Origin of the sequence: Microcystis sp. M109S1 (assembly GCF_020247025.1) — a bacterium.
Taxonomy (GTDB): Bacteria; Cyanobacteriota; Cyanobacteriia; order Cyanobacteriales; family Microcystaceae; genus Microcystis.
The window spans coordinates 1-12,390 of sequence record NZ_JADBRW010000443.1 but is presented as its reverse complement, the minus strand read 5'-3'; the positions used below and the strand labels follow the sequence as shown (position 1 = coordinate 12,390).

Here is a 12,390-nt window from a genome sequence, read left to right as displayed (position 1 = left end):
GAGGCAGTAAATCCACCCTGAGTTTCGAGAGGGATAGGTTGAATTAAACAATCAATTGTTGTTTGTAATGTTTCTGATTCTGTTAGTAGTATTTGGCGGGTTTCGTTAATCAATTTTCAAATTTATTGCTGAAGTTTATTGCTTTTATTCAAACATTTTTAGGTTTTTTTTGAGCGATTTTTTCTTTGATTAGTCAATCTAGATATAGATAACTTTTACTTATCATTAGTCGTTATCTGAGTACATAAATACTAAGAAAATCCCTAATTTTTTAGCCCCTATCATTTAGCGATCGCTATTGGACAAAAACTTTTCCATCTACTGATAATTGTTCTTTGGCAAAATCAGGATCGATTAAAGCAAAAGTAACGGCATGGAATGCAGAATCCCAAACACAATAATAAGGATATTCCCATTTATCAGGCATGGAAATAATATTTTTATTGTGTAAGTGAGTCCATTGAGAATTAATGTTTCTCTTATCAGGCTTAGGCATCTCATGATCGGGGTATATTCGATGCCGATGATATAAGAAATCACCCTGAAGCCAATCTTGAACAACATAGTAATAAAACTGTTTATTCCATAACATTCCCGCAAATGCTTGTCTCTGAATTTGTAGCTCTTCATCTGAATCTGAAATACGAAAAGGAGTAATCGCCTCATAGAAAGCATCAGCCTCTTTTTGTCGTTGGCCAAATATTTCCTCAAAATCATTGGCAAAAGGAGCTACTTTGTTAGGATCATTACTAAGTCTGAGGCGAATGACTTTTCGATTTTTTTTAGTTGACTCATGCGGAAGAATCGACTCAAAATAATCAGCAGACAACTTTGTTCCTTGTTGTCGAGATTGTTCTGCATCCTGATTGAAAACATACTTCTCAATCGCATTCTTTTTGCCAGTTTCATTGTCAGTAAAAAGAACTTCTTGTGGTTTTTCACAATAAAAATACATTGGTTTGAACGTAGGATTATGACAATCAGCTTCAACCAAAACAAATTCATTGTTTTTAACGTCCGCCAATTCATTTTTGAATTGGGGATTATTAATTATTTTTAGGCTTGGTTTTTTGTCATTCAGCTGTCCCCAAGACCAAGTGTTACGAAACCAAAGCGTCGGTAAAATATGTAAATCATGCTCATCATTTCCCTGATTCCAGATAGTAATTTTTATCAATATATCTTCGGGATTCTTCTTAGCATATTCGACAACGACATCAAAGTATCCATCGTCGAAACAATTAGTATCAATTAGCTCATATTCAGGTTTATCTTTTCCTCGTTTATTATTCTCTTCAATGAGATCATCATAAGGAAATTTATAAGGATACTTATACAAGGCCTTCATATAAGAATGAGTGGGAGTATTATCTAAATAAAAGTAATATTACTTGACATCTTCCATGTGATTTCCTTGATTTTGCCCCCACATACCAGGTAAACCAAAAAATCTTTCTTTGATATGCTTTTCGCCTTTATATTCATCTTGACCATTCCAGAGGGAAAGTGCAAAACAAAGGCGTTGCTGATCATCAGAAATTCCAAAAATGCCATCTTCACCCCATCGATAAGCACGATTTCGAGCTTCATCATGGCTGAAATAACCCCAAGCTTTATCTTCTTCTCCGTAGTATTCCCGCATAGTTGCCCATTGGCGATCGCTTAAATAGTGACCCCATTTTTTCCAAGGGATATTTTGTTCACGGACTTCTTGTAAACATGACTTTTCTCCTTTATCTTCTTTTGTCCTGTACTTAGCTTTTTGCAGTCCTTAGATTTTTTGTCCTGTACTTAGGTACTTGGTATGGTGGACTTGTTGAACCAAGAATCCCTCCCATGAGCGCTTCGGGGAGCGTCAAATCACCAACTGCCTTTAAATCCCGAAGCTCCAGTCACCAGAACCTTTTTCCCAGACCACCGCTACCCTAAGAGTTGGGAGATAGGCATTTCTTGCATGGCCATAACCTCCTTTTCTCTGAAAAAGTGCCTTATGAGGTTCTGACTTGATTCTATCGAGAAGCCAACTAAGTATAACTACTTAAGTAAAAAAACTTAATATAAATTGGGTTGGGGATAGGCCGAAACTCTGCTGCTATCCCAGCCAGTCAACCTGATTTTTTGGTGGAATTGATGGCAAAATCTTCTTAGCCTCAACTAACTTTAATCAAGCCCAACAATCTCCCCCTTACCGGCAATCACTTCGCCGATTTGGTAGGCATTAATCCCAGAGGATTGTAGTTGATTAATAGTCGATCGAGCCAGATCTGATGGGACAATGATCACAAAACCGATACCCATATTAAAAGTATTAAACATGGCTTCGGCATTAACCGATCCCATCTGGGCTAACCAGTGAAAAATTGGCAAAACTGGCCAACTTTCGCGGTAAATCTGCACGGAATGCCCTTTACCTAAGCAGCGGGGCAAATTTTCCGGGATGCCACCCCCAGTAATGTGGGCCATGGCGTGAATATCTAACCCAGAGCGCAGAAGTTCTAGCACAGGTTTAACATAAAGTCTAGTGGGAGTTAACAAAACTTCACCTAAGCTAGAGCCAGCCAAAATTTCGGGGCAATCTTGCCAATTTAAGCCCTGGGTGTCGATAATCTTACGAACAAGACTAAAACCGTTACTGTGAACCCCACTACTGGCTAAACCAATAGCCACATCGCCGATTTGCACCCTACTGCCGTCGAGTAATTGACTTTTTTCGACAATACCGACGCAAAAACCCGCTAAATCGTACTCTCCTGCCGAATAAAACCCCGGCATCTCCGCCGTTTCCCCTCCCAAAAGAGTACAACCACTATCGCGACAGGCCCTAGCGATTCCCGATACCACCGCCGCTAACTGTGACGCTTCCAGTTTACCAGTGGCGAGATAATCCAAGAAAAATAAAGGTTCAGCCCCGGAGGTTAAGACATCGTTGACGCACATGGCCACGAGGTCAATTCCCACCGTATCATGGCAATTGAGACTATGGGCAATTTTCAACTTGGTTCCCACACCATCAGTTCCCGATACTAACACCGGTTGCCGATAACCGGAAGGTAACTGAAAATAGCCGCCAAAACCGCCTAAACCGCCGATAACTTCAGGACGGAAGGTACTTTCCACATTTTGGCGAATTTTCTCGACAAAAGCGCGTCCCGCTTCCACATCCACGCCCGCTTCTTTATAATCCATGCCCAATTGACCGATTGTATCTCTCAAATTTTACCCAGATTTCGAGCGCACTCGCTCCCTTTTCCAGCTAAACCTAACAACAATTTGTGATTGTTGCAAGAGGTCTAATCTTCTTGGGGATATTTTTCCCAAAGATCTGTGATTTGGCGAAGACTTTGGAAGTTGCCATTACCGAGGATCAAATGATCTAGGAGAGGAATGGCTAGATAGGTAGCTCCCTGTAATAATTGTTCTGTGAGTAGAATATCGTCTTGACTAGGCACAAGTGACCCAGTGGGGTGATTATGGGCGATAATTAACTTAGTAGCTGATTGTTTAACTACTTCTCGAAAGATTTCTCGCGGATGTACCAGTGTTTCCGTGGCTGTGCCGATAGTAATCACTTTTAGTGCGATTAACTGATTTTTGACATCGAGTAAAATAACAGCGAAACGTTCCTGAGACTGATACATTAGTTCGTGTCCAAGGATAGCGGCAGCGGTATCGGGACTATCGATGATCATTTTTTCCGTCGGTCGTCGTTGAAAAGCTCGTTTTCCCAATTCGATCGCCGCTAGAATAGTAGTGGCCTTAGCCGGTCCAATGCCATGAATAGCGGTTAATTCTTGGGGCTGAATATCCCTCAAAACGTCCAAAGGCTCCCGGCGATATTTACTCAATTCGTTGAGAATATGCTGTCCTAAACCCACTGCCGAGAGTTTGCCTTTACCTTGACCTGTAGCTAGTAAAATCGCTAATAATTCGGCGTTACTGAGGTTTTTCGCCCCGACACTGATTAAACGTTCCCTGGGTCTTTCACTGACGGGAATATCGGCAATTCTTAAGCTGTAGGTCATGGAAGTGGCAAGCTACCGCGATAAAATTCCATCATAATCGCAATTTTAGCCAGTGCCTAGAGGGATTTGGCCCGTAAATCAAGGGAAAAAACTCTCCTTACCGATAGCGAATTCCCGCATCTTCGAGGCGCTGTAAAGCTTCTCCTAATCGCGGGATATCGGCGATTAAACTGACGCGCACATAACCTTCCCCTCCCTCTCCAAAAGCATTGCCCGGAGTGACCACGACACCAGTTTTTTGCAAAACAGTAAGGGCGAAATCCGTGGAAGTCATGCCGACGCTACAGGGAACCCAGAGATACATTGTCGCCTTAGAGGGGGGAATATCCCAGCCTAATTGCCCCAAACCTTTGATTAAAAAATCTCGTCGCTGCCGGTATCTTTCCTGTACTTGTTTGACGTATTCATCCGGCAGTTGTAGGGCGGTTTCGGCCGCCTTTTGGATAACGGAAAAGATACCATAATCGAGATTGGTTTTCAGGGTGCGTAACCCTTGAATAATATCGGAATTGCCCACGACAAAACCGACGCGCCACCCGGCCATATTATAGGTTTTCGAGAGGGTATGAAATTCCACACTAATCTCTTTTGCCCCCGGAATTTCTAATAAACTGGTGGGCTGATAACCATCAAAACTTAATTCAGCATAACAGAGATCATGGACGAGCATAATCTCATAGTGCCGGGCCCAAGCAACGATTTTTTCAAAAAATTCCCGGGGGGCAACGGCGGCGGTGGGATTACTGGGATAGTTAAAATAGAGGATTTTCGCCTGTTTAGCCACATCTTCGGGGATAGAATCGATATCTATCAGCCAATCCTGTTCCGCTTTTAAGATGATCGGGTATAGCGTCGCCCCAGCAATCAAGGGACCGCGAAAATGGGCGGGATAGGCGGGACTGGGAACCAAGACCACATCGCCGGGGTTAACATAAGCTAGGGCCAGGTGGGATAGGCCCTCTTTGGAACCTAGCAGCGGTAAAGCTTCGTTATCGGGATTGAGTTCCACACCATAAGAGCGATCATACCATTTAGCGATCGCCTCTCGGAAACTGGCGGTTCCTTCAAAGGGTGGATAACCGTGAAATTGGGGGGTTTCAAAAGCTTGAATGGCCGCTTCGATAACCGGACGCGGGGCAGGACCGTCCGGGTTGCCCATACCTAAATCGATTAAATCTAGTCCTTCTTTGCGGGCTAAGGCTTTTAATTCATCCAAGCGGGCGAAAACGTAGGGGGGTAAGGCACTTAATCGCTTGGCGCGGCTATTCGTCCAATTTACACTCATTACTTCTTGGCTTACTGATCGAGGTAATCTAACATTATGACACGAGTGTATGGCTAATTTAGCAGTTAGTTATTAAGCTGACTTCTTTGTGCCTCAGTATTGCTAGAATTGCCTGACATCGGAGATGGAGAGCCAAACTAAGGTAATCTGATTAATAGAGGCTGAAAATTACTGATTAGCCCCGGCATTACCCCCATTCTTCGCCATTATCGGCCGGTAAGTCCTCACTCCTCAATTCTTTTGTAAAATATGACTGCGATCGCTGTTCAGATAACTTCTATTTTACCCCCCGACACGACAGTTATTACCTGGCAACAAGTGCCAAAAGAGGAACAAGAAAGATTATCAAGGGCAATTAGGGGCAAAAGTCCTGAAATTATAGTTTATCCCGCTAATACAACCGCTTTATCCTCTCTGGTGCGTTTTAGCAACGAAAATCGTCTGTCTTTACTGGCCTACGGTCAAGGCAGTAAATTAGATTGGGGTGGGTTAGTCGAGTCGCCCGATATTTTAGTTAGTACCCAAAATCTCAACCAGATTATTGACCATGCTAGGGGAGATTTAACTATAACCGTGCAAGCTGGACTTAAAATAGCGGATTTACAGGCTTTTTTAGCTCCTAGCGGTCAATTTCTTCCTCTTGATCCCAGTTACGCCGATAATGCCACGATTGGCGGTATTATAGCCACAGCCGACGCGGGAACATGGCGGCAAAGATACGGTGGTGTCCGGGATCTGATCCTAGGATTCTCCTTTATCCGTCACGATGGCGAGATTGCTAAAGCTGGAGGGCGTGTGGTCAAGAATGTGGCGGGATACGACATGATGAAGCTATTTACGGGTTCCTACGGCACTTTAGGGATTATCGATCAGATTACCCTGCGACTGTATCCCCAAACTGCTAACTCAGAAACCCTGATAATTAGAGGAAATAGCGAAAATATTAGTAAATTAAGTCAAGTTATTCGGCAATCGGCCTTAACTCCCACAGTGGCTGAATGTTTAAACCCAGGGATGACGCAAGCACTAGGATTAGGGGAAAAAGTCGCTTTACTGCTGCGTTTTCAAAGCATTCCCGAAAGTATTAGCGAACAATCGCAACAGGTGAGTTATTTAGGGCAACAGTTAGATTGTCAGACTAATTATTATCGGGATGAGGAAGAAGTTTCTCTAGGGCAAAGATACCGAAAAACAATCGATAATTATGACCAAGAGGGCAATTTTTTCGGCAAAATAGGATTATTACCCAGCAATTTAGCTCTAGTGATCGACCAAATTAACGGACTAGCCTCGATTAATATTAGTAGCGGCGTGGGTAAAGTTATCTTAAAATCGGAGGAAAATCTTGACAAAATTCGCTCTTTATGCAGTGCCAATCAGGGTTATTTAACGGTGTTAACTGCGCCGCCATCGCTAAAAGAAAAAATTGAACCTTGGGGCTATACAGGTAACGCGATTACCATGATGAAAACCCTAAAAACTAAATTCGATCCTCACGGTATTTTTAGTCCTGAACGCTTTCTTAACAAAATCTAATTAAAAATCATGCAAACCTCCGAGCATTCCGTTAACTTTCAAGAATTAATCGACAAAAAAAATCAAGGATTTGACCCCAAGAATCCCCCTGCTCAAGAATTAATCGATAGTTGTGTTCACTGTGGTTTTTGTCTATCTACCTGTCCCAGTTATCGAGTGATTGGCAAAGAAATGGACTCCCCCCGGGGCAGAATTTATCTGATGAATGCTATCAACAAAGGGGAAGCAGTTTTAGACGAAACCACTAGCCAACATTTTGATACTTGTTTAGGTTGTTTAGCCTGTGTTAGTACCTGTCCATCGGGAGTACAATACGATCAATTAATCGCCGCAGTTCGTCCGCAAGTGGAACGCAATCAACCCCGCAGTTTTAAAGATAAAATTATTCGTTTTCTCATTTTTAATCTCTTTCCCTATCCCGTCCGTCTCAAATTATTTTTACCTTTCCTCTGGTTATATCAAACCCTGGGATTACAAACTATTGTTAGAAAATCGGGACTCTTAAAAATGCTCTTTCCCCGTCTAGCAGCGATGGAATCAATTTTACCAAAAATTACCCTAGACTCTCTGTTTAAAAACTATGCCGATGTTATTCCCTCCCAAACTGAAAAACGCTATCGGGTGGGAGTAGTTTTAGGTTGTGTGCAGCGCCTCTTTTTCTCGCCGGTAAATGAAGCGACAGTGCGGGTTTTAACTGCCAATGGTTGTGAAGTGGTTATCCCAAAAACCCAGGGTTGTTGTGCCGCTTTACCCGCACACCAAGGACAGGAAAAACAAGCGCAAAGTTTAGCCAGACAAATGATCGATAGTTTCGCAGCAACCGAGGTTGATTATATTATTATCAATGCGGCAGGATGTGGTCATACTCTCAAAGAATATCATCATATTTTAGCCGACGATCCTGAATATAAAGATAAGGCTAAGGAGTTTGTGGCTAAAGTACGCGATGCCCAAGAATTTTTGGCATCAGTGGGGTTAACTGCTGATTTATCCCCGATTACCGAGACAGAATTAACCCTAGTTTATCAAGATGCCTGTCATCTTTTACACGGACAAAAAATCTCCGTGCAACCACGGCAATTATTGCAAAAAATCCCCAATATTAACTTAAAAGAACCTATCGATGCGGCCTTGTGTTGTGGCAGTGCCGGAGTTTATAATATGCTACAGCCAAATACTGCCGATGAATTAGGTCAGCAGAAAGTACGCAATTTATTAAATACTGGGGCTGCGGTGATTGCTTCTCCTAATCCGGGTTGTTCCCTACAAATTAAAAAACATCTACAATTACAGGGAAAAGATACACCCGTTATTCATCCGATGGAATTATTAGATTATGCAATTCGCGGGCTGAAAATTTCCTAGTTCATCCCCTTTTTCTATGAGATAGGGTTTGCGGCAAAAAGTTTGTTGGTGGGGTTAGGAGTCGGTCCCGATGAAAAAATTTTCACCACCAGAGATGAAAGAGGTTTCCTTCCCCACACCCCACACCCCACACCCTACACCCTACACCCTCTTTCAAGTCAGTAGCCGGTCGTTTCAGGCTTTGTTGCCCTCTTTTTTGTACCAGTTTTATACTATAAAGAAGGATAATGCAAGGTTTTTGAAGGTCTTAATCCTATTTTCGCAGCATGAACATCGGATTTTAACAGGTCAAAAGCCTTATTTTAAAAGGGTTTTACCATTATTCAGCAAGCCCTAGATATAGGTAGCCCAAGATTTTGCCCATGCGAGAATTTCATCAACTCGATCGAGGGTTGAGGATTCACAGTAGAGACGCAAAACTGGTTCTGTGCCACTAAAGCGAATTAACAACCAACTGCCATCTTCTAAACGGAATTTATAACCGTCCATAGTATTACAATCAGTCACTTGTTTACCGGCAATTTCCCTTAAGGGTTCCTTATCCAAAGCAGTAATTAACTGATCGCGAGCTTCCATATTAGCTAAGGGTAAATCAATGCGATCATACTCAGAATGAAACCCGGTTTTATCCTGTAATTGCGCGTAAAGATCGCTTAAATCTTGGCCCGATTCTACCACCGCTTCCAAAACGTATAAAGCTGATAATAAAGCATCCCGTTCGGGAATGTGAGTACCATAACCGACACCTCCCGACTCTTCCCCACCAATTAACACAGGAGTGGTCAACATTCGATCGGCGATATACTTATAACCGATCGGGGTTTCAAAGACCGATAAACCGTATAAACTGGCTAATTTGGGGATTAAATCGGAACCGCTCACCGTTTTCACAATTTCCCCTCTCATTCCCTTTTTGCCGGCTAAATGCTCGATTAAAATCGGGATGAGATTTTGGGTGCTTAAAAAATTCCCCCGACCATCGATCGCCGCTACTCGATCGCTATCCCCATCGAAGACCAAACCTACTCGCAAAGGGGCTAAATTTGCGCTGTGAGCCAGTTTATCGATGATTTCCCTCAAATTTCTCGGTAAAGGTTCTGGAGAGCCGCCACCGAACAAAGGATCGCGATTGCCGCGTAATTCCGTGATCCCCACCCCCAAAAGACGCTCTAAACCGGTAGCCGCCGCACCGTGCATGACATCGGAATAAACTTTTAGTTGTCCCGATTCGATCGCGTTGGCAATAGCAGCAATGTTAACTTTTTGGCGTAAACCCTGACAATAACTTGACCATGGCTCAAAAGTGCTTAATTTACCAGCAGCTGCGTTAAATTGCGGCGGATTAGACAATAAAGCTTCAATTTGTTGGGTAATTTCCGGCGAGACAGAACCACCAAAATAACCTTTAACCTTCAAACCGAGATATTTGGCTGGGTTATGACTGGCGGTTAACACGATCGCACCGAGAGCATTTTCTGATCGAGCTGCCCAACTAAAAGCGGGAGTCGGAGCGTAGGATTGGGAGAGAAGCACATCAAAACCGGCTTTTTGAAGTGATTCCGCCGCAGTTTGAGCAAAATCCTCCGCCATAAACCGCCGATCATAGCCGACGATAATCGTCCGCGAACCTGTGATCTGACCATAATTATCTGCTAAAACCTGAGCCGCCAAGGGAGCGAGCAGAGCGACTCGATCGAAAGTAAAATCGGCGGCGATAATCCCGCGCCAGCCATCGGTTCCAAATTTAATCGGGTTCACGGTGGTCATGATTTACGAACTACCCCTAAAATATCCATTTTCCCAATACTGTAACCCGCTCCGTAACCTCTGGAAACTCATTTTTCCCGATCATCGGTTTTTGCCGCCGAATCGAGCGCGCCGACTTCACTGGCTAATAATTTTTCCATTAACATTTGTAACTTCATCCGTTCTATATAGGGCCATCCCCCGGTTTCCTCGATATCCCGGAGTAATCCGTATAAGTCCTTACGGGTATTGGGTAAAGATGGCTCGAACATCTGCTCGCGAATTTGCCGATGTAAATTTTCTAAAGTTCGCAGCAACATTAACAAACCGTTACAATCTCCCTGCTGTTCTTGGGCGATCGCTGTCACCGTCGTTACAAGGGAATGTAGTTGGCTATCTAATTGGCTGTTATCTCCCGGCAATCGGCTATTCATGTTCCTATTTGAAAACAGTCACACCAATCATATCAGTCATCAGCTATCAGTTACTTAGAGCCTCCCCCCCTTGCCCCTTGCCCCTTGCCTCTTGCCTCTTGCCTCTTGCCTCCTGTCTCCCATCTTCTCAATGGTCACTGATCTTTGATAAACTGAGTTTCGGTGAATTGGCCCGACCGATTCGATAATTCATCAGGCTATGGATCAAGGGTAGTAATTGTAAAGATTGACAAAGAGAGGTTGACATAGATGAGATTTCGTGCCTTGTTAGTTGCCTTTTTAGCCTTGTGCTTAGGGGTATTGACAGCTTGTAGCGACGCGCCTAATGCCGTCCTGAATAGAAACGAGCTAACCTATGATGAAATTTTAAACACGGGATTAGCTAACAAATGTCCGCAGATTTCCGAGTTCACCCGGGGTACTCTCCCCTTAGAACGCGGCGAAAGTTATGTGGTGACAGATTTATGCTTGGAACCCCAAGAATATTTTGTCAAGGGTGAACCCGTTAATAAGCGGGAAGCAGCCACCTTTATACCGGGTAAACTCCTAACCAGAGATACCACCAGTTTAGAACAGATGACAGCGAGTTTAACCGTAGGCGAAGACGGTGTTTTAACCCTCAAGGAAGAAGACGGTATCGATTTCCAACCCGTTACCGTACAATTACCCGGAGGTGAAAGAGTTCCCTTGTTCTTTACCATCAAAGGTTTCACCGGCAAAACCGAAGCCGGCTTTAACTCGATTAACAGTTCCACGGATTTTGAAGGCGACTTTAAAGTTCCCTCCTATCGTGGTGCTGGTTTCTTAGATCCCAAAGGTCGGGGTGTGGTGACGGGTTATGATAACGCTGTCGCTTTACCCGCTAGTGCTGATAGTCAAGATTTCCAGCGCGCTAACGTCAAAGCAACGGAACTGGGTAAAGGTACTATGTCTTTACAGGTAACTAAAGTTGACGCTTCTACCGGCGAGTTTGCTGGTGTTTTTGAAAGTGAGCAGCCTTCCGACACCGATTTAGGCGCAAAAGATGCTGAAGAAGTGAAAATTCGCGGCATTTTCTACGGTCGTCTCGAAGCTCGTGCCTAATTAATAACGAAGGCAGGGGGCAGGAGGCAGTTTTTGTAACGGTGATTTATGCCCCGCTCCACCAACTTTTCGCCTTAAGGCGAGGTTTTAGAGCCGATTTTAGTAATAAATTCAGAATTTCTGGAAATTAAGGCGAATTTCTCCCTAGAGAAGTTCGCTTTTTTTCGGCTCTCTTGGGGGTAAGGTGCAGATGATTTATATTGACCCTCCCTACGGGGTAAAATTTGGTTCTAATTTTCAACCTTTTGTGAGAAAACGCGACGTTAAACACAACGATGACGATGATTTCACCCGCGAACCGGAGATGGTGCAAGCTTATCGAGATACTTGGGAATTAGGGTTACATTCCTATCTGAGTTATTTAGGGCTTGCTGAATAATGGTAAAACCCTTTTAAAATAAGGCTTTTGACCTGTTAAAATCCGATGTTCATGCTGCGAAAATAGGATTAAGACCTTCAAAAACCTGGCATTATCCTTCTTGTCGTACAAAAATGGTACGAAAAGAGAGGGCAACAAAGCCTGAAACGACCGGCTACTGACGACCGACGACCGACTCCTAACCCCACCAACAAACTTTTTCAGCAGACCCTATTTACGCAATCGTTTGTTGTTGTTCCGGGAGTTCTTGACTGATAGCGGTAGTGTTTTTGTGCAGATTTCCGATGAGAATGTCCATCATGTTCGGGAATTGATGGATGAGGTTTTTGGCGGGGAGAACTTTGTTTCATTAATATCTTTTCAACTCAAGTTTAGACTAATTTGAGCAATAGTCAGTATAAAAGAACTGCTTGAGCAGAAAAAACGGGAAATCAAGTAAGATTACTAAATTTCTCGAAAATGACTTGGAAAAACTGGCAGCAATTTCGAGAAGCGGCCTATAAACTCTTAGGAACAGGCAAAGACGCGGTAATGGACTTG

General features: G+C 43.4%; 11 protein-coding genes. 4 read left to right on the top strand and 7 right to left on the bottom strand.

From position 1 onward, the window contains the following. Positions 1 to 295 precede the first annotated feature (295 nt). From IM322_RS21835 to IM322_RS21815, 5 genes are all read right to left on the bottom strand, one after another. Positions 296 to 1,348, bottom strand: a complete 1,053-nt coding sequence (locus IM322_RS21835; protein ID WP_287676200.1) for a hypothetical protein — start codon at positions 1,346 to 1,348, stop codon at positions 296 to 298. A 39-nt stretch (positions 1,349 to 1,387) separates the two neighbouring features. Next, entirely contained in the window at positions 1,388 to 1,642 is a 255-nt protein-coding gene (locus tag IM322_RS21830; protein ID WP_287676199.1) for a hypothetical protein, read from the bottom strand. A gap of 518 nt (positions 1,643 to 2,160) precedes the next feature. Then, positions 2,161 to 3,186, bottom strand: a complete 1,026-nt coding sequence (gene purM, locus IM322_RS21825) for a phosphoribosylformylglycinamidine cyclo-ligase (RefSeq protein ID WP_287676202.1) — start codon at positions 3,184 to 3,186, stop codon at positions 2,161 to 2,163. Positions 3,187 to 3,290: 104 nt separating this feature from the next. Then, positions 3,291 to 4,022, bottom strand: coding sequence for a RadC family protein (radC, locus tag IM322_RS21820; RefSeq protein WP_287676198.1), 732 nt, complete (start codon positions 4,020 to 4,022; stop codon positions 3,291 to 3,293). A 97-nt stretch (positions 4,023 to 4,119) separates the two neighbouring features. Further along, the gene (locus tag IM322_RS21815; RefSeq protein ID WP_287676197.1) at positions 4,120 to 5,307 is read right to left on the bottom strand and encodes an aspartate aminotransferase; all 1,188 of its coding nucleotides are present in this window, start codon (positions 5,305 to 5,307) and stop codon (positions 4,120 to 4,122) included. A gap of 249 nt (positions 5,308 to 5,556) precedes the next feature. Here IM322_RS21815 and IM322_RS21810 point away from each other — a divergent pair, with 249 nt between their 5' ends. Then, positions 5,557 to 6,843 (top strand): FAD-binding oxidoreductase, encoded by a 1,287-nt coding sequence (locus IM322_RS21810; protein ID WP_287676196.1) that lies wholly within the window; start codon positions 5,557 to 5,559, stop codon positions 6,841 to 6,843. A gap of 9 nt (positions 6,844 to 6,852) precedes the next feature. Further along, positions 6,853 to 8,208 (top strand): (Fe-S)-binding protein, encoded by a 1,356-nt coding sequence (locus IM322_RS21805; protein ID WP_287676195.1) that lies wholly within the window; start codon positions 6,853 to 6,855, stop codon positions 8,206 to 8,208. A 333-nt stretch (positions 8,209 to 8,541) separates the two neighbouring features. Here IM322_RS21805 and IM322_RS21800 read toward each other — a convergent pair whose 3' ends face one another. Further along, positions 8,542 to 9,975 carry a phosphoglucomutase/phosphomannomutase family protein gene (locus tag IM322_RS21800; protein ID WP_287672539.1) on the bottom strand — a complete coding sequence of 478 codons (1,434 nt, stop codon included), beginning with the start codon at positions 9,973 to 9,975 and terminating at the stop codon, positions 8,542 to 8,544. A gap of 68 nt (positions 9,976 to 10,043) precedes the next feature. Then, entirely contained in the window at positions 10,044 to 10,388 is a 345-nt protein-coding gene (locus IM322_RS21795; RefSeq protein WP_287672537.1) for a hypothetical protein, read from the bottom strand. A 249-nt stretch (positions 10,389 to 10,637) separates the two neighbouring features. Between IM322_RS21795 and IM322_RS21790 the strand changes: the two genes are divergently transcribed. Both IM322_RS21790 and IM322_RS21785 read left to right on the top strand, forming a co-directional pair. After that, entirely contained in the window at positions 10,638 to 11,471 is an 834-nt protein-coding gene (locus IM322_RS21790) for a photosystem II manganese-stabilizing polypeptide (protein ID WP_287672535.1), read from the top strand. A gap of 190 nt (positions 11,472 to 11,661) precedes the next feature. Further along, on the top strand, positions 11,662 to 11,850 hold the full coding sequence (locus IM322_RS21785; protein ID WP_287672534.1) for a hypothetical protein: 189 nt from the start codon (positions 11,662 to 11,664) through the stop codon (positions 11,848 to 11,850). Positions 11,851 to 12,390 lie beyond the last annotated feature (540 nt).

Bases quoted from the DNA above. Each gene is read 5' to 3' on its own strand.
- IM322_RS21835 (WP_287676200.1), bottom strand. From the start codon at position 1,348: ATGAAGGCCTTGTATAAGTATCCTTATAAATTTCCTTATGATGATCTC.
- IM322_RS21810 (WP_287676196.1), top strand. From the start codon at position 5,557: ATGACTGCGATCGCTGTTCAGATAACTTCTATTTTACCCCCCGACACG.
- IM322_RS21790 (WP_287672535.1), top strand. From the start codon at position 10,638: ATGAGATTTCGTGCCTTGTTAGTTGCCTTTTTAGCCTTGTGCTTAGGG.
- purM (WP_287676202.1), bottom strand. From the start codon at position 3,186: ATGGATTATAAAGAAGCGGGCGTGGATGTGGAAGCGGGACGCGCTTTT.
- IM322_RS21800 (WP_287672539.1), bottom strand. From the start codon at position 9,975: ATGACCACCGTGAACCCGATTAAATTTGGAACCGATGGCTGGCGCGGG.
- IM322_RS21805 (WP_287676195.1), top strand. From the start codon at position 6,853: ATGCAAACCTCCGAGCATTCCGTTAACTTTCAAGAATTAATCGACAAA.
- IM322_RS21795 (WP_287672537.1), bottom strand. From the start codon at position 10,388: ATGAATAGCCGATTGCCGGGAGATAACAGCCAATTAGATAGCCAACTA.
- IM322_RS21785 (WP_287672534.1), top strand. From the start codon at position 11,662: ATGATTTATATTGACCCTCCCTACGGGGTAAAATTTGGTTCTAATTTT.
- IM322_RS21815 (WP_287676197.1), bottom strand. From the start codon at position 5,307: ATGAGTGTAAATTGGACGAATAGCCGCGCCAAGCGATTAAGTGCCTTA.
- IM322_RS21830 (WP_287676199.1), bottom strand. From the start codon at position 1,642: ATGCGGGAATACTACGGAGAAGAAGATAAAGCTTGGGGTTATTTCAGC.
- radC (WP_287676198.1), bottom strand. From the start codon at position 4,022: ATGACCTACAGCTTAAGAATTGCCGATATTCCCGTCAGTGAAAGACCC.